The organism is Saccharothrix sp. NPDC042600 (assembly GCF_040647305.1).
GTDB classification, from domain to species: Bacteria; Actinomycetota; Actinomycetes; order Mycobacteriales; family Pseudonocardiaceae; genus Actinosynnema; species Actinosynnema mutabilis.
On the sequence record NZ_JBEZBW010000031.1, the window covers coordinates 40,328 to 56,833 of the forward strand.

The window sequence follows — 16,506 nt, forward strand, 5'->3', positions numbered from 1 at the left end:
CCAACCGGGAGGAAACCATGTCCTGGCACAACTCCACGCGGCTCATCACGTTCGCCCTGGCGCTGGGGGTCGTCGCGTCCGCGACCGTCCTCTTCGGACCGACCGCGTCGGCGCACGTCACCGTCTCCCCGGGCACCGCGGAACCGGGCGGCTACGCCCGCGTGGTGTTCCGCGTGCCCAACGAGCGCGAGGACGCCTCGACGACACGGCTGGAGGTGACCCTCCCGACCGACCACCGGTTCCGTTCGGTGTCCGTGCAACCGGTCCCGGGGTGGACGGCCTCGACCACGAAGGAGAAGTCCGACCAGCCCGCGGGGGAGGAGGGGTCGTCCGACGTCGTGACGGCCATCGCCTGGGAGGGCGGCACGGTGCTGCCGGGCCAGTTCCAGGAGTTCCCCGTCTCCCTGGGGCCGTTGCCGAAGACCGAGGGCAAGCTGGTGTTCAAGGCGGTTCAGACGTACTCCAGCGGTGAGGTCGTCCGGTGGATCGACCTCCAGCAGGACGGTGCTGCCCGCCCGGACCACCCGGCCCCGACGTTGACGGTGGCCGCCGCGCCCGCACCGCGGGCGGCGCCCGCCCCGCCGCCGTCCGCGGGCGCCGACCTGCTCGGCCGGGTGCTCGGCGGCGCCGGGCTGGTGGCGGGCCTCGTCGGGCTCGGCGTGGCGCTGACGACGCGGCGGCGGTCGACGCCGGCGCCCGTCCCCGTGGAACCGGCCGGGAAGTCGCCGGCCCGGGTCTGACCACCGCGCGGGGTCGACGGTCCTTCGCCGGCCGTCGACCCCGCGCCCACTGCTGGTGAGAGGAAGAGCGGTGCGAGGAGCCATCAACACTTTCGCGCGCGCGTGCGTCGCGTTCGCCTTGGCGGTGCTGCCCGTCCTGGGCGGCCAGGGCGTCGCCGAGGCGCACGCCTCCGTCGTCTCGACCAGTCCGACCGGGTGGGACGTGCTCGCCGCGTCGCCCACCGAGGTGTCGCTGACCTTCAGCGAGCCGGTGGACCTCGGCCTGGCCGCGATCCGGCTCCTGGGACCGCGCGGGGACACGATCACCACCGGTGCGCCCGCCCACCCGGCGGGCCGGCCCGAGGTGGTGGCGGTCGCCGTGCCCAGGGCGTTGTCCGACGGGACCTACACCGTCGACTGGCAGGTCACCTCCGCGGACACCCACCCGATCCGCGGCGGGTTCGTCTTCAGCGTGGGGCAGCCGAGCACTTCGGCGGCGGCCGTGCCACCGGTCGACGCGCACACCGAACCCGACCGGGCGGTCGTGCTCTCGTACGGGACGGCCAAGTGGCTGTCCTTCGCCGGGCTGGCGCTGCTGGCCGGGGCGGCGTTCTTCGCCGTGTGGTGCCAGGACGGCACCGCGGTCGGCCGGCGGGTCCGCGTGCTGCTGGCCGGCGGGTGGTGGTCCGTGCTGGCGGCGACCGTCCTGGTGCTGCTGCTGTACGGGCCGTACGCGACGGGCCGGCCGCTGACCGCCGCGCTGGACCCGTCCCTGGTCGCCGCCACGGCGAGCACGCGGCTGGGCGTGGCGATGCTGGCCCGCCTGCTGGTGCTGCTGCTCGTGGGCGTCGCCCTCCTGTGGTTCGCGCGCCACCGGCGCGAGGTCGCCGACCGCCGGCAGCACGAGGTCGCCGACCGCAGGCGGCGCGGCGGCGCGGTGCTGGCGGCCACGGGCGTGCTCGCGGCCACGTGGAGCGCGAGTTCCCACAGCGCGGCGGGCGACCTGGCCGGGCTCGCGCTGGTCGCCGACGCGGCCCACCTCACCGCGATGGCCGTGTGGCTGGGCGGTCTCGTGGTCGTCGCGGCCGTGGTCGTGCGGTCCGACGACGTGCCCGCGATGCGCGTGGCGGTGCCGCGGTTCTCCCGGGTCGCGCTGGTGTCGGTCCTGGTGCTGGTGGCCACCGGGCTGTTCCAGTCCTGGCGGCTCGTGGGCACCCCGTCCGCCCTCGTGGGCACGTCCTACGGGCGGGTGCTGCTCGGCAAGGCCGTGCTGGTGGTCGTGCTCCTCGCGCTTGGCGCCGCGGCTCGGCGCTGGGTGCGGCGCCACTACGGTTTCGCGGTCGTCACGGTGTCGGACAAGCGTCGGGCGGCGCGGGGACCCGGTGAGGGGCAGGTCCGGCGCTTCGGGGCGGTGGTCCTCGCCGAGGCGGCCATCGCGACCGTCGTGCTGGGGTTCACCGCGGTGCTGGTCAACACCGAGACCGTCGCGGTGCGGCAGGCCGGGGCGACCAGCCCCGCCGCCCCGCCGCGGCCCGCTGCCGCTCCCGGCGAGCCGGTCACCGCCGATTTCGACGCCGGCGGGGCGTCCGGTCGCGGCAAGGTCGCGGCACTCGTCGCGCCCGGCGCGTCCGGCGGGCGCGAGCTGCACGTGGCCGTGCTGGACGAGCGGGGTCAGCCGAAGGCGGTCGCCGAGGTGCGTGCGGCGCTGAGCCACCCCGAGCGGTCACCGGGACCGTTGACCGTGCCGTTGCGTTACGGCGGTGTGCCGGGACATTACGTGTCCAATGCGTTCTCCGTGCCCGTATCCGGAGTCTGGTCGTTGTCGTTGGCCATTCGCACGTCCGATGTCGATGAGGCCATCGTTGACGTTCCCGTGGGCATTCCCTGATCCCGCGCACGCGGTGATGAGCCGAACGGACGGTGACGCCATCATGCACCCGCAAGACGCACGCAAGTTGCCCCCCGACGCGTTGGAAGCACTGCGCCGCCGCGCCATCGCGGCGGTCGAGTCCGGCGCTTCCCGGGCGGAGGTCGCCAGGATGCTCGGCGTGTCCCGGCAGACGATCAGCACCTGGCACCGCGAGTACCGCGCCAGGGGCGAAGAAGCGTTGCAGAGCAGGCGAAGGGGGAGACGGCGGGGTGAGCAGCTCGCGCTGTCCTACGCCCAGCAGCTGTGGACGATCCGGATCGTGACGACCCGCGGTCCGGAGCAAGCCGGGCTGAGGTACTGGCTGTGGACGAACCAGGCGCTGGCGGAACTGGTCAACAACCGGTTCGGCATCGCCCTTTCGGTCACGACGGTGCGCAACTACCTCATCCGGTGGGGTGTGCTCACCGAGTCGGTCCTGTCCAACCGGCTCGGTGACCGCCGCGTCGACCAGGTCGCGGGGTCCGCCGCCCCCGCGCCGGTCGGCGGCGAGACGTGGTGGATCGACCGGTCGCCCACCCACCGGCAGACCGGTCCGCGGCTGGACGCGGCCGGCTCGGAGGTCGGCGGGCAGGAGATCGCCGTGCTCTACGCCGTGTCCACGCAGGGAACGGTGCTGTTCCTGTCCACTGTGGACCCGTTCGACGGCGCCCGGGTGGCGGAGTTCTTCACCCGGCTGCTGCGCCAACGCAACCGGCCGCTCACCATCGTGCCGGGCTGGCGGCCGACGCGTGGAGCCGAAGCGCTCACCGCGTGGACCGCGCGGCACGCGGACCGGGTGTCGGTGCGGTACGCCGTCGAGCAACCGGTGGACGGACCGGTGCTGCTGGAGAAGCTGTCCCTGCCGCTCCCGCCGCACGTCGGTACCGCCTGACGAGCCGTGCTCTCCGGCGCTGAACTCGTCCTCGTCGGCACGACGCCCCGGTCGGCGCACGCGGGCCAAGCGGCATGTCACGCTGCTGGGCGCCGACCGGCGAGTGCCGCGAGGCCGAGGAGTGCCGCCACTCCGATCACCGCGACCACGACGAGTCCGGGTGTGAAGCCGTGTCCGCGCTGGACGTAGGTGCCGATGCTGCCGAGCACCGCCACCCCGAGGGCCAGGCCGAACTCCACGCTGGTCTCCGACAACGCCGATGCCGCACCGGCCCGGCCGGGTGGTGCCGCGCCGACCACGGTGTCGGTGCTCAGCGCCATCACCGGCCCGAGGCCGAGGTAGATCAGCACGAGTCCGGCGACCAGCGGCGCGACCCCGTGTTCGTCGGGGGTCCAGGCGAGGACGAAGAAGCCGGTGGCCGACACGACCAGTGACCACGCGAGCAGTCGGTGCAGGGGGATGCGGCGGGCCAGTGCCGGTGCCGCGACCGAGGTCAGGACCATCGCCACCGCGGAGGGCACCAGCCACAACCCGGCCCGGACGGGGGACAGCCCGGCCTGTTGCTGGAGGTAGAGCGCGGCGAACAGGTACACCCCGGCGACGCAGGCGAGGGCGCCGAGCAGGACCAGCAGCGCGTTGCGGAACGGCCGTGCGGCGAACAGCCGGAGGTCGATCAGCGGCAGGCTCAACCGCCGTTGCCGTTGCAGGAAAACGACTCCGGCGCTCGCGCCGAGCAGCAGCGCGGTCCCGCCCGGGAGCAGCGATCCGCCTTCGGCGAGGTGCTTGATGCCGTAGACGATCGGCAGCACCGCCGCCAGGGACAACGCCACGCTCGCCAGGTCCAGTTCCCCGTGTTCGGTGTCGCGGTGTTCGGGCAGCAGGATCGGCCCGGTGATCAGCAGCAGGGTCATCACCGGGACGGCGAGCAGGAACACCGAACCCCACCAGAACCATTCGAGCAGCAGCCCGCCGGCCACCGGGCCGAGCGCCACCCCGCCGGACAGGCCCGCGGACCAGAGACCGATCGCGGCGCCGCGTTGGCGCGGATCGCGGAACATGCCGCCGATCAGCGCGAGGGTGGAGGGCATGAGCGTGGCACCGGCGATGCCGAGCAGCGCACGGGCGACGATGAGCAGCTCGGCCGACGGCGCGTAGGCCGCCGGCACCGACGTGACCAGGAAGGCCGCGGCCCCGATCAGCAACAGGCGGCGTCGGCCGATGCGGTCGCCCAGCGTGCCCATGGTGACGAGGAAGCCGGCGACCAGGAAGCCGTAGGCGTCGGAGATCCACAACAGTTGGCTCGGGCTCGGGTCCAGATCGGCGGCGAGGCTGGGCAGCGCCAGGTAGAGGACCGTGGCGTCCATGGACAGCAAAGCGGTCGGCAGCACGAGCACGGCGAGGCCGAGCCATTCGCGTGGTCCCGCGGAGACGTGGAGGTGTCGATCGGACATGCCGCGACGCTAAAGTCTCACACAGATGTGAGAGTCAAGCGCGGAGTTCGGGGGCGGGGATGCGCATCGGCGAACTGGAACGCCGGACCGGGGTCAGCCAGCGTCTGCTGCGCTACTACGAGGAACAGGGCCTGCTGCGACCACAGCGCCTGCCCAGCGGCTACCGCGTGTACTCCGAGGACGACGTGACCACCGTCGGACACATCCGCAACCTGCTGGCCGCGGGCCTGTCCACCACCACGATCGCCGATCTGTTGCCCTGCATGGGCTCCGCGGGCGGACAACTGATCGCCGACTGCCCCGAACTACTGCTGGACCTGCACCGGGAACGCGCCCGAATCAGCGCCGCGATCACCGAACTGACCACCGCCCGCAACACCCTGGACCAGGTGATCGCCACGGCACCCCCGTCAGTCGAGCACGCAGCCGCCCAACTCCGCACCGCCGGCTGACGAAGCGACCCGGCACCGCGCGCCGAAGCGGACCGACGCCGGAACGTGGTGCACAAGTGGCGACTGTCACTCGGACGACGTATTGCACGCCCCTCGTTCGGGTGGCAAAGATCGACGCAGGTCAGGGCACTGCCCGGATGGATCCGGGCTTTCCCACGGGGGGCTTCACTTGCATACGCCTGTCAGAGGCGTGCGCTCTCGCGCGCGCCGAAATCGTGCTGCCAGATTCACGTCCGCGCTGCTCAGCGCGGTCCTCGGGGCATCGCTGCTCAACGCGGTGCCGGCGCCGGCCGTGGCCGCGCCGGAGAACCGCTCGGTCGAGCCGCGGGACGTCGGGACGCTGGAGGTCCAGCCGGAGGGCGACAAGGTCGTCGCCGCCGCGGACCCGAAGGCGGACTTCACGCCGTTGTCCAAGCTCGCGGGCACGGGCGGGTCGCACTTCGACCCGCAGAAGTCCAAGGTGGTCCGGCGGTCACTGTTCGAGACCGAGTACGAGAACCCGGACGGCACCCGCACGATCAAGCAGTCCACGGAACCGCTGAACGTCAAGGACCCGCAGGGCCGCTGGAGCCCGGTCGACGCGTCGCTGGTCACCGACGCGAAGTCCAAGCGGGTCAAGGTCAAGCAGCACCCGCTCAAGCCGTCTTTCGGCACGGCCGCCGACGACCCGTCGCTGGTGGCGGTGGAGTTCGAGGGCAACAAGGTGTCGCTGGGCGTCGACCAGCCGGCTCGGGGCCGCGCGGTCGAGGTGGAGGGCAAGTCGGCGGAGTACACCGACGTCAAGGCGGACACCGACCTGGTCTACGAGGTCACGCCGGGCGCGGTGAAGGAGACCATCCGGGTCAAGAAGCCCGGCACGTCGTCCTGGCGGTTCACGCTGAACACCGGCGGCTTGACGCCGGTCGTGACCGAGCGGGGCACGGTCGAGCTGCGCAACGCCGAGGGCACGCCGAAGATCGTCATGCCGCCGGTCGTCACCTGGGACTCCTCCGGCAAGGGCGACGAGATCCCGCCCGCCGTCACCGGCGGCAGCTACGCCGTCGAGAAGGCCGGTGACCAGTGGGCGCTGACCGTCGAGGTCGACGAAGCCTGGCTCAACGACCCGGCCCGCGTGTACCCGGTGAGCGTGGACCCGACCTTCACCTTCGGGGTCGTGTACTCCGAGGCGTACAAGTCGGACGGCTACTGGTGCACCAACTGCGGCGTCCAGGTCGGCAACGTCCTGGACAACGGTGACAAGTACTGGCGCAGCGCGCTGCGCTTCGACTACTCGTCCCTGTACGGCAAGACGATCGTCGGCGCGAAGGTCGACGTGTCGAACAAGCGCTCGCCGCTGAGCCCGGACAAGACCTGGCCCGCGCACCTGTACCACGCGTCGGCGATGAACTTCAACGGCGTCGGCGGGCACATGGCCACGGCGATGGTCGGCCAGGTCGGCACGTTCACCGGCGACGGCCTGACCGGCTTCCTGCGGCACGTAGTGGACATCCGGCACGCGGCGACGTTCCTGCTCGTCGGCCACGAAGCCGCGGGCGTGTGGACCTACAAGGACCTCAACGCCACCATGACGGTGGACACCGGCAGCGCTCCGCCGGCTCCCGCGCCGACCGGACCCGCCGACCACGCGGTGATCACCAACCTGTCGCCCACCCTCGCGGTCACCCCGGTGTCCGACCCGGACGGCGACCCGGTCAAGTACTGCTTCAAGGTCGCCACCGGCCCGGACGCCAAGTCCGGCGTCGTGGTCGACTCCGGCTGCCTCGACAGTCCGACGTGGACGGTGCCGGAAGCCGTGCTCCAGGACGGCGTGGCCTACACGTGGCAGGCCCACGCGTACAGCGGCGTGACGATGACGCCCAGCCCGGTGCGGCACTTCCGCATCGACCAGCGGGTCGGCGACCGCGGCCCCGCGCCGACCGACTCGCTCGGCCCGGTCACGGTCAACCTGGCCAACGGCAACGTGATGGCCTCGCAGGCGTCGCCCACGTTCACCACGGTGGCCGGCACGGCGGGCGTCTCGATGTCCTACAACTCACAGCAGCAGGAGCCCAAGGGGCTCAAGGCGTCGTACTTCCCCGACCTGTCGCACAACGGGAACATCAACCCCGGCCAGGAGCCGGTGCTGGTGCGCACCGAGCCGCAGGTCAACGTGGACTGGGGCGTCGACTCGCCGTTCTCGCCGGCCCTGCCGGTCGACTGGTTCGTCGGCCGCTGGGAGGGCTACTTCCAGGCCCCGGCGACGGGCACCTACCGGTTCGCGGGCGTGCACGACGACGGCCTGAAGATCTGGGTCAACGGCAACAGCGTGTACGACCAGCCGTGCTGCAGCGACGTCAACTACGGCGTCGCGACCGGTGTGGCGCTGACCGCGGGCCAGCGCGTGCCGATCAAGGTGGAACTGGCCGAGCAGACCGGCCACGCGCGGCTGCGGCTGTTCGTGCAGACCAACGAGGGCAACGTGCCGTCGCAGGTCGTCCCGGCGGACTGGCTCTACACCTCCGACCTGCCCGCCCTGCCCAAGGGCTGGACCCTCTCGTCGGACCTCGACGGTGACGGCTCCACCTACACCGAGGCCAAGGTGACCGACCAGACCGTCGTGCTCACCGACGGCACGGGTGCCAAGCACACCTACAAGAAGCAGAGCACCGGCGGCTACTCCGCGCCGGACGGCGAGTCGGGCCAGCTGTCGCTGGACGCGTCGGGCAGGGTCACGCTGACCGAGGGCGCGGACATCTTCGTGTTCCGCTCCGACGGCAAGCTCGACCAGGTGTCCAACGTGGTGGACACCCGAAAGCCCGCCGCGCTGCAGAACGTCTACGACGGCTCGCCGTCGCGGCTGAAGGAGATCAAGGACCCGGTCTCGGGCCGCTCGCACAAGCTGCACTACAACCGCCCCGGCGAGGACTGCTACGCGGGCGCTCCCAAACCGCAGCACGTCCAGGACCTCGCGCCCGCCCAGATGCTGTGCCGCATCACCTACTGGGACGGCACCGAGACCCGGCTGTGGTACGCGAACAACCGCCTGGTCAAGATCGAGGACCCGGGCGCGGAGTTCACCGACTACGGCTACGACGCCAACGGCCTGATGACCGGCGTCCGGGACGCGCTGGGCAACGACTGGGTCGCGGCCGACCCGGCCAACCGCGAGGGCGGCGCGGCGGCCTCGGCCGTCGAGTACAAGACGATCGACGGCAAGCCGTACGCCACGGCCGTGGTCGCGCCGGAACCGTCACCCGGTCAGCCGCGCCCGAAGCGCATCTACCACTACGACACCGTGCACCGGGCCACGTACGTGGGCGTCGCGGGCATCAGCTCGCCGCTCAACTACTTCTCGATGGTCCGCTACGACGAGGGGCACCGGCTGCTGTCCACGACGGACGCGACCGGGCGCAAGACGTCGCAGACGTGGAACCACAAGGACCAGAAGCTGACGTCCACGGACGCGGCGGGCCTGGTGACCACCCACACCTACGACGGCAACGACCGGCCCATCGACACCTTCGGCCCGGCTCCCGCGTCGTGCTTCAACGGCCAGTGGCCGACGCCGGCGTGCGCCGCCACGGTGCCGCACAACAAGACCCTGTACGACGAGAACGTGAACGGCCTCGCCGTGTCGTTCTACGACAACAGGTTCCTGTCGGGCGCGCCGAAGGCGCACCAGACCGGCCTCGCGCCGGACGGCACGGCGGTCCGCAACTGGGGCTCCGACGCGCCGGCCGCCGGCATCCCGGCGGACAACTACTCGCTGCGGATGTCCGGTGACATCGTGTTCCCGGAGGCGGGCAACTACACCCTCCGGGTGCTCGCCGACGACGGTGTCCGGGTGTGGGTCAACGACAACCTGGTGATGGACCACTGGGTGGACAGCGCGCCGACCTGGCGCACGGCCACCGTCAACAGCCCGGCTCCCAACCACCACAAGCAGATCCGCGTCGAGTACTACGAGAACGCGGTCACCGCCCAGCTCGAACTGCACTGGACGACACCCGGCGGTGTCCAGCAGGTGGTGCCGGCGACCAGCCTGCGCCCTCGCTACGCCCTCACCACGACGGCGTACCAGGGCGAGTCGAACGGCGTGGCCGACAAGTCCACCACGTCCCGTTACGACGAGAACGGCTTCGACCCGGCGTTCGGCCTCAACACCAGCACCACTGCGGCGGGCGTCACCACCCGCACGAACTACGAGGCCGTGGGCTCCGGCTACCTGCGCAAGACCAGCCGGACCATGCCGACGGGCGCGCAGACGACCCACACCTACTACGGCGACACCGAGACGCGGGACAACCCGTGCACGCCGGAGGTGGAGGCGATCAACCAGGGCGGGATGGCCAAGACCACGAAAATGCCGACCCCGGCGACCGGTGTCGCCCGCGAGGACGAGCAGGTGTTCGACGCGTCCGGGCGGGTCGTGGCGCGCGGCGGCGCGGGCGGGTGGATCTGCACCACCCACGACGTGCGCGACCGGGTGGTCTCGGTGAAGTACCCGGCGACGCAGTCCGCGCCGGAGCGCACCGTGACCACGGACTACGCAGTCGGCGGCGACCCGCTGGTGACGGCGGTGACCGACCACAACGGCACCGTCACCACCAAGGTCGACCTGCTCGGTCGCACCGTCGAGTACACCGACGCCGCGGGTGTGCGCACCGAGACGACCTACGACCTCGCGGGCCGGGTCGCCGCCGAGAAGGTCGTCCCGCCGAACCCCGCGGACGCGCCGCAGGTGACGACCCAGACCTACGACGACGCGGGTCGCGTCACCTCCGTCAAGCTCGACTCGACGGTGCTGGCGACGGTGACGTACGACGCGGCGGGTGACGTGGCGAGCATCGCGTACGCCAACGGCGCTTCGCTGAAGTCCATCGGGCGTGACGACGCGGGCCGGACCGTGTCGCACACGTGGCGCACCAGCGACGGGGCCGAGGTCGCCTCGACGGTCAGCCGGACCCGCTCCGGCACGATCGTCGACGAGTCGCTGGGCGGCGTGGACGCCCGGCCGTCCGGGCCGAACTACGTCTACGACGCCCTCGGCCGGCTGACCGAGGCGTGGGTCAAGGGTCACCACTACACCTACGACTTCACGTCGGAGACGGCCGGCTGCCCGACGGGCGCGCGGGCCAACGCCGGGCTCAACACCAACCGGATGCGGCTGGTGGACGAGACGGCCACGGGCACCGCGGTGGTCGGCTACTGCTACGACGCGGCGGACCGCCTGCTCGGCACGACCGGCGCGGCGGTCGTGTCGGACGTCAAGTACGACGACTCGGGCAACACGACCGAGTTCACGGTGGGCGGCGCGACCACCCACCTGTCGTGGGACGGCGCGGGCCGCAACATCGCGCTGCGGGTCACCGGGGCCGACCCGGCGAACATCTCGTACACGCGGGACGCCGCCGACCGGATCATCCGCCGCAACGCGGCGGAGGGCGACGCGCAGACCGAGGTGTTCTACGGCTACAGCGGCGGCGGCGACACCGCGGACATCACCCTCGGCGGTGTCGGCAAGCGGGTCCTGACCCGCACGCTCGCCCTGCCCGGCGGCACGATCTACACGTGGAAGCCGGACGCTGCGGCGGTCACGCTGGACCTGTCGACCGTCCGCGGCGACCTCGCCCTGACCACGGGCGCGGACGGCAGGCAGATCGGCGACCTGCGGGTGTTCACGCCGTTCGGCGAGCCGTTGGACGCCACCGGCTCGGTCGACGCCGACCAGGTGCCGGACAACCAGCCCGGCCAGTCCGACTACGGCTGGCTCGGCCGCCACCAGCGCCCGTACGAACACGCGGGTGCGCTGGCGATCGTGCAGATGGGCGCGCGCCCGTACAGCCCGCTGCTGGGCCGGTTCCTGTCGGTCGACCCGGCCGAGGGCGGCAGCGCCAACGACTACGACTACGTCAACGGCGACCCGATCAACGACACCGACCTGGACGGCCGCTGGCCGAACTGGGGCAAGGTGTGGAGCGGGATCAAGAACACCGCGAAGCGCGCCCTGGACAACGGCATCGTTCGGGGCATCGCGGTGGGCGTCGCGGTCGGCCTGGTCTGCGTCGGCACCGCCGGCGTCGGCTGCGCGATCGGTGTCGGCTTCGCCGCCGGCGCGGCCCTCGGGGGCGCGAACTGGTACGTCAACCGCCGGCACGAGAACCCGGTGCGGCACATCGCGCTCGGCGGCCTCAAGGGCGCGTTCAGCGGCTTGAAGGCGTTCGCGGTGGCCAAGTACGCGTTCAAGCGGTTCCCGGTGGCCAAGAGCCACCGCCCGCAGGCCACCTCGTTGTGGGGGCGGTACGCCCAGGCGCGGCGCACGTTCAAGCCGGGGCTCTTCTCGGCGTTCAACCGGTACCGCAAGTACAGCCGGCAGAACACGTTCCGTTCCCGTTACAACTAGTAGCCTGACCTGACAGCGGACTAAGGGCGGTGGTCGGCAGTGCAGCTGCCGGCCACCGCCTTCGTCGTGAAGGGATGCGCGTGGGCGAGATCAGGCGCAGCAGGCTGATCAACTACTTCGCGGCCACCGTGTGCGCGTTGTTCGCGGGCATGGTGCCGGCGGCGGAGTTGGTCGCGCTGCCCGCGTGGGCGCCGCCGTGGGCGGTGTCGGTTGTGGTGGCGTTGCCGTTGTTGGAGCTGATGTGGCGTTCGGGGTTGCGGCCGCGGGTGGTGTGGAACGACGGCGGCCTGCTCATCGTGCGGCCGTTCTCGGCCTCGACCCTGCGGTGGAGCGAGGTCGCCCGGGTCGAGGAGGAGTTCAACCGCCTGCACGTGGTGCTCGCCGAAGGCGGTGAAGAGGTGTGGGAGTTCGACCAGGCATGGCTGTGGTCGAAGCTGTCGAAGTCCTACGGCGCTCGGCGCGGGCGCAACGCGGCGCTGCTCACCACCGCGCTCGAACGGGGGCGTGCGGTGGGCGAGGTGGTGCGCCCGCCGGACCGCCTGCCGCGCCGGCCGCTCGCGCTGTACTCGTTGCTGCTGCCGGCGGCTGCCCTGGGACAGTTCCTGGTGTCCCTCGGGTTCGGCGCCTGACGGCCTCACCTTGACGTGGATGGTTCGGAGCATTCCGCTGAGCCGGCTGACTGTGTTGGCCGGATCCGGTGCGTTGCGGGACGTACATGCGGTCTCCAGAGGTGAAGGCATTTACGATGCGGAGGGTTATCTCGCCTACCAGGAATCGGTCGGGTAAACGTAGTCGGCGGCGTCGTCCCGATATTGGGAGATAGATCGTGCTGCACGAGGCCCAGCTCGTCGCCACCGCTTTGAACGCCGCCGCCGCCGCCGACCTCGCGGTCGTGGCCGAGGTGGAGGTGCGTGGTGACGCGCTGGGGGACTCGCGGTTGGCCGACGTGTGGGTGGAGGTCGAAGGGGTGCCGGCCATGTCCTTCTCGGTCGCGGCGGGGCACCCCGTCGCGAGAGTGACATGTGACGAGTACGTGTTCGAAGGCGTCCGCCTGGACGAGGTGCAGGAGTTTGCCCGCTCGCTGTGGTCCGGGCGGGCCGAGGTGCGTGTTTCGGGCCGCAGGTGGCGGTGGTCCTGGCTCAGGATCGACGGCGGGTGGGAGGCGGGCCGCCGCTTTCGGGACGACTGGGAGCCGTGGGAAGGACGGTTGGCGGGTGGCCGTTGACCCGCCACCGCCAGTACCTCGCGCTGGGCGTCCCGCGTTGCGCCGGTTTGCGTGCGGAAATGGATCAAGGGGGGAAGTGCGTCATGCGCGGTTGCACGAGGATTCGGTTGAGATCGGCTGCGGTCGGACTGCTCGCGGTCGCGGCTTTGGGCGTGTCGGTGCCGGCCGCGGTGGCCGGCGGGCCGGCGTACCTGGTCGTCGGGAGGTACCCGGTCGCGGTCGAGGTCAGCCCGAACGGGGCCTTCGCGTACGCCACCAGTGCCGAGGACCGCAGGGTGACGGTGATCGACACCGCGAGCAGGACGGTCAGCGGCGTCATCAACGTCGGCTCGAAGGCCGGCAGCATCGCGTTCACCCCGGACAGCCGCACCGCCTACGTCACCGATCACGGCGATCTCAACGCCGACAAGGGCTCGGTGCTGGCGATCGACACCGCGAGCAGGGCGGTCACCAGGATCTCGGTGCTGCCGTTGATCAGCCCGACCGCCGTCGCCGTCACCCCGGACGGGAAGAAGGCCTACGTCGCCGGCGCCAACTACCTGTCGGTGATCGACACCGCGACCAACGTCCCCCGCGCGGTGGACATCGGCTACTTCACCCTCACGGACGTCGAAGTCACGCCCGACGGCTCCCGCGTGTACCTCGCGGACCACAACAGCCGTAGCGTCGTGGTGCTCAGCACCGCGACCGACAGTGTGATCGCCACCGTGCCGATGCCGACCCTCCCCAGCCGGATCGCCATCACGCCGGACGGCCAGCGCGTGTACGCCACCAGCTACTCGCACAACAAGGTCTACATGATCGCCACAGAGGGCAACCGCGTCGGAGCCACCATCGACGTGGCCGGGTCGCCCAGGGGCGTGGCTGTCGCACCGAACGGTCGCCAGGTCGTCGTCACCAGCCACCACGAGCACACGCTGCTGGCGATCGACGTTGCCACCAACACGATCGCCTCCACCAAGCCGGTCGGCGTCCACCCGTCGCACGTGGCCTTCACGCCGGACGGCACGGAGTTCTACCTGATCGAGGACGCGGGCCAGTTCGTCACGGTCCGCGACACGACCGGCGAGCCCGCGCTCGGCGGCGACCGGGTGGTGCGCGGCGAGAGCCTGGCCATCGGCCAGTACCGGACTTCGCGGGACGGCAGGTTCCGGCTGGTCATGCAGTCGGACGGCAACCTGGTGCTCTACGCCGCGACCGGCGAGGCGCTGTGGCACACCCGCACCTACGGCTCCGGCGCCACGCACGCGGTCCTCCAGCACGACGGCAACTTCGTCCTCTACACCGCCGCCGGCGTGGCGAAGTGGCACACCGGCACTTGGAACTCCGGCGGCGACCGCCTGGTCGTGCAGAACGACTCGAACGTCGTGCTCTACCAGTCCAACGCCTTCGCCGTGTGGCACCGCTGGAAGTGACCACCGTCTGCCCGGGTTGGAGCGCGGCCGGGTTCAGCGGCTGAATACCACGGCCTTGTACCCGGCCGTGGTGGCGGAGGCGACGAGGTGGTCGGCGTGGGCGGCGGGTGTGAGCACCAGCGGGTAGCAGTCGGACTCGATGTCGAGGACGGCCAAAGCCGTGCCGGTGCCACGCAGCCGTTCCCCGGCCGCCTCTAGGAACTCGTAGGTCGGCAGTGCGCTCTGCGCCAGCGAGGCCCAGAGCTCGTCCGCCTGCGGCGCGGACCGCAACGCTCGCAGCTGGGCGGTGATTTCGTCGGGTGCTTCTTTCCAGTCGATCTCGGCCAGCAGACCGTGGTCGGCGAGGGCGTCCACGAGGGCGATCCACGCCAGTTCGGGGACCGGCTCGTCGATACCGCGCTCGTCGAGTTGGTCGGCGTGGTCCCGCAGGTAGGCGTCGGGGTCGTCGTGGGCAGCCGCGACGTGAGCGGCCACCTGCGGGACGTCCGGCGCGAGCAGAGCGGCCATGGCGACCAGCGCGTCACGGACCGGTGCGGTCATGGATGTCCTCCAAGCTGGGTGCTGTGTGGGCGGAGTCTAGAAGCACCAGATGTGCAACTGGACGAGACGATCGTGCCGGTCATCGAACGCCTTAATAGTTCTGGCGAGCTTCGGCTCGTGGTGTTGGGCGGGTTGTGCGAGTGCTGCGGAGGGGTGGTGGGTCTGGCAGGGTTGTCTGGTGGGCAAAGTGGTCGCTGGGGTGGGGGTGGTCCTCGCGCTTGTGGTGGCTGTTGTGTTTTTGCGTGATCCGCCGGCGCCGCCCACCACCAGTGCTGAGCCGCCGCGGGAGGTTGCTCGGGTGGTGGTTGCTGATGTGCCTTGGCGGTCTGTGGTGGTGCCCGAGGGTGTTGAGCAGGTGCGTTATGCCGTCGCTGACCGTGAGCGGGCGGTGGTTCCGGTTCGTGGCGTGGATGGGGTGCGGCGGCTGGTTGTTGTTGGTGGGTCCGGGGTGGAGGTTGTTGGCCGGGGTGGTGGGGTGTTGCGTGGGGTCCTCGCCGGATCGACGGTGGTGGTTCAGGACCAGGATCCCGCGGGGATGGCTCGGCTGTCCACTGTGGACCTGACTACCGGTCTTGAGCGTGTGCTGGTTGAGAAGGTGCGCTTGGGGGCGTTGGCTGCCATTGATGGGCTTGTTGTCCTGCAGGAGGGGCAGGAGTGTTTGCGGGTGTTCGCGGGTGCCGGTGAAGAGACCGTGCACTGTCCGCCTGACGGGTGGACGGTGTCGTTGTTGACCGCCGGGGTGCGCGATGTTCGGTGGCGTGAGACGTCTCCGGCTGAGGCGTGTGCGAACTGGTTCAGGCTTGAACCGGGTGGCACACCCGAGCGTGTCGAAGCGGGGGAGGGGGCTTGTCGTGCCGTGGGGGCGACCTGGTTGGACGGGTGGGAGATCACTACCGGGGTCACGCCCTACGAGGCCGGGGCCGCCTACCCGGGGCCGCTGGTCGCCCGGCGCGACGGGCGGCAAGTCGCGTTGGACACCACCGTGCTCGACGCGGAGGTCTGCGGCCGGCACCTGTACTGGCTCAGCCGGCCCCGCTACCCCGACCAGCTCGGCGAGGTCGTGCGGTGGCGGCCGGGGGCGGATCGGGTCGAGGTACTCGACACCGGCGGGGCCGCCTGGCCGCCTCGGTGTGTGAACGGGACCCTGGCCGTCTCCACTGCCGGTTCCCGCCTGCTCGTTCTCGCCGAACCTTGATCCCGGCGGTAAAGGCAAAGAATGCGACAAACGCGGTTCACCCGTCTGTCGTAATTCTCGACTAACTCCACGTGCTAGCCTGTCGTCGTTTGCTGGGGAGCGCGGGTTATCAATTGACGGCAGTGTGCTCTGCCGCTCGTAGCCGTGCGCTGGAGTGCGTGTTTCCGCAGATCACAGGGGGAACTGTGGCATTGCAGGAATTGTGGGACAATTATCGTGCGGGGGTTGACCATGCTCGCCTCGGCGGGTTTGCCGATGGTGCCGAGGAGGAGTTTTACGTCGGTCTTGTCGCGCTGGCCGAAGGTGACCATCTGGCCGGACTCGCG

At 71.1% G+C, this 16,506-nt stretch carries 11 protein-coding genes; 9 read left to right on the forward strand and 2 right to left on the reverse strand.

Annotated elements, in window-relative coordinates:
* Nucleotides 1-17: 17 nt before the first annotated feature.
* The 3 genes from AB0A74_RS20320 to AB0A74_RS20330 all read left to right on the forward strand — a co-directional run bounded on the left by AB0A74_RS20320 (nucleotide 18) and on the right by AB0A74_RS20330 (nucleotide 3,520).
* Nucleotides 18-740, forward strand: a complete 723-nt coding sequence (locus tag AB0A74_RS20320) for a YcnI family protein (RefSeq protein WP_358251461.1) — start codon at nucleotides 18-20, stop codon at nucleotides 738-740.
* Nucleotides 741-810: 70 nt separating this feature from the next.
* Entirely contained in the window at nucleotides 811-2,607 is a 1,797-nt protein-coding gene (locus AB0A74_RS20325; RefSeq protein WP_358251463.1) for a copper resistance CopC family protein, read from the forward strand.
* 43 nt (nucleotides 2,608-2,650) lie between these two features.
* Complete coding sequence (locus AB0A74_RS20330) at nucleotides 2,651-3,520, forward strand: helix-turn-helix domain-containing protein (protein WP_358251465.1); 870 nt, start codon at nucleotides 2,651-2,653, stop codon at nucleotides 3,518-3,520.
* 77 nt (nucleotides 3,521-3,597) lie between these two features.
* Here the strand turns inward: AB0A74_RS20330 and AB0A74_RS20335 are convergent, their stop codons facing one another.
* Nucleotides 3,598-4,971, reverse strand: a complete 1,374-nt coding sequence (locus tag AB0A74_RS20335) for an MFS transporter (protein ID WP_358251467.1) — start codon at nucleotides 4,969-4,971, stop codon at nucleotides 3,598-3,600.
* 59 nt (nucleotides 4,972-5,030) lie between these two features.
* On the opposite strand from AB0A74_RS20335, the gene AB0A74_RS20340 reads away from it, so the two are divergent.
* The 5 genes from AB0A74_RS20340 (at nucleotide 5,031) to AB0A74_RS20360 (ending at nucleotide 14,445) form a co-directional block, all read left to right on the forward strand.
* On the forward strand, nucleotides 5,031-5,423 hold the full coding sequence (locus AB0A74_RS20340; protein ID WP_358251469.1) for a MerR family transcriptional regulator: 393 nt from the start codon (nucleotides 5,031-5,033) through the stop codon (nucleotides 5,421-5,423).
* Between the two features lie 190 nt (nucleotides 5,424-5,613).
* Nucleotides 5,614-11,805, forward strand: a complete 6,192-nt coding sequence (locus tag AB0A74_RS20345) for a PA14 domain-containing protein (protein WP_358251470.1) — start codon at nucleotides 5,614-5,616, stop codon at nucleotides 11,803-11,805.
* Nucleotides 11,806-11,885: 80 nt separating this feature from the next.
* On the forward strand, nucleotides 11,886-12,434 hold the full coding sequence (locus AB0A74_RS20350; RefSeq protein WP_358251471.1) for a PH domain-containing protein: 549 nt from the start codon (nucleotides 11,886-11,888) through the stop codon (nucleotides 12,432-12,434).
* A 197-nt stretch (nucleotides 12,435-12,631) separates the two neighbouring features.
* Nucleotides 12,632-13,030: a hypothetical protein gene (locus tag AB0A74_RS20355; protein WP_358251473.1), complete on the forward strand. Its 399-nt coding sequence runs from the start codon at nucleotides 12,632-12,634 to the stop codon at nucleotides 13,028-13,030.
* 107 nt (nucleotides 13,031-13,137) lie between these two features.
* Nucleotides 13,138-14,445: a hypothetical protein gene (locus AB0A74_RS20360; protein WP_358251475.1), complete on the forward strand. Its 1,308-nt coding sequence runs from the start codon at nucleotides 13,138-13,140 to the stop codon at nucleotides 14,443-14,445.
* 33 nt (nucleotides 14,446-14,478) lie between these two features.
* Here AB0A74_RS20360 and AB0A74_RS20365 read toward each other — a convergent pair whose 3' ends face one another.
* Nucleotides 14,479-14,985: a DUF6630 family protein gene (locus AB0A74_RS20365; protein WP_358251477.1), complete on the reverse strand. Its 507-nt coding sequence runs from the start codon at nucleotides 14,983-14,985 to the stop codon at nucleotides 14,479-14,481.
* 178 nt (nucleotides 14,986-15,163) lie between these two features.
* On the opposite strand from AB0A74_RS20365, the gene AB0A74_RS20370 reads away from it, so the two are divergent.
* Nucleotides 15,164-16,180, forward strand: a complete 1,017-nt coding sequence (locus AB0A74_RS20370) for a hypothetical protein (protein ID WP_358251479.1) — start codon at nucleotides 15,164-15,166, stop codon at nucleotides 16,178-16,180.
* Nucleotides 16,181-16,506 lie beyond the last annotated feature (326 nt).

Excerpts from the sequence above, each read along its gene's own strand:
- AB0A74_RS20340 (WP_358251469.1), top strand. The coding sequence starts at position 5,031 with ATGCGCATCGGCGAACTGGAACGCCGGACCGGGGTCAGCCAGCGTCTG.
- AB0A74_RS20335 (WP_358251467.1), bottom strand. The coding sequence starts at position 4,971 with ATGTCCGATCGACACCTCCACGTCTCCGCGGGACCACGCGAATGGCTC.
- AB0A74_RS20330 (WP_358251465.1), top strand. The coding sequence starts at position 2,651 with ATGCACCCGCAAGACGCACGCAAGTTGCCCCCCGACGCGTTGGAAGCA.
- AB0A74_RS20320 (WP_358251461.1), top strand. The coding sequence starts at position 18 with ATGTCCTGGCACAACTCCACGCGGCTCATCACGTTCGCCCTGGCGCTG.
- AB0A74_RS20365 (WP_358251477.1), bottom strand. The coding sequence starts at position 14,985 with ATGACCGCACCGGTCCGTGACGCGCTGGTCGCCATGGCCGCTCTGCTC.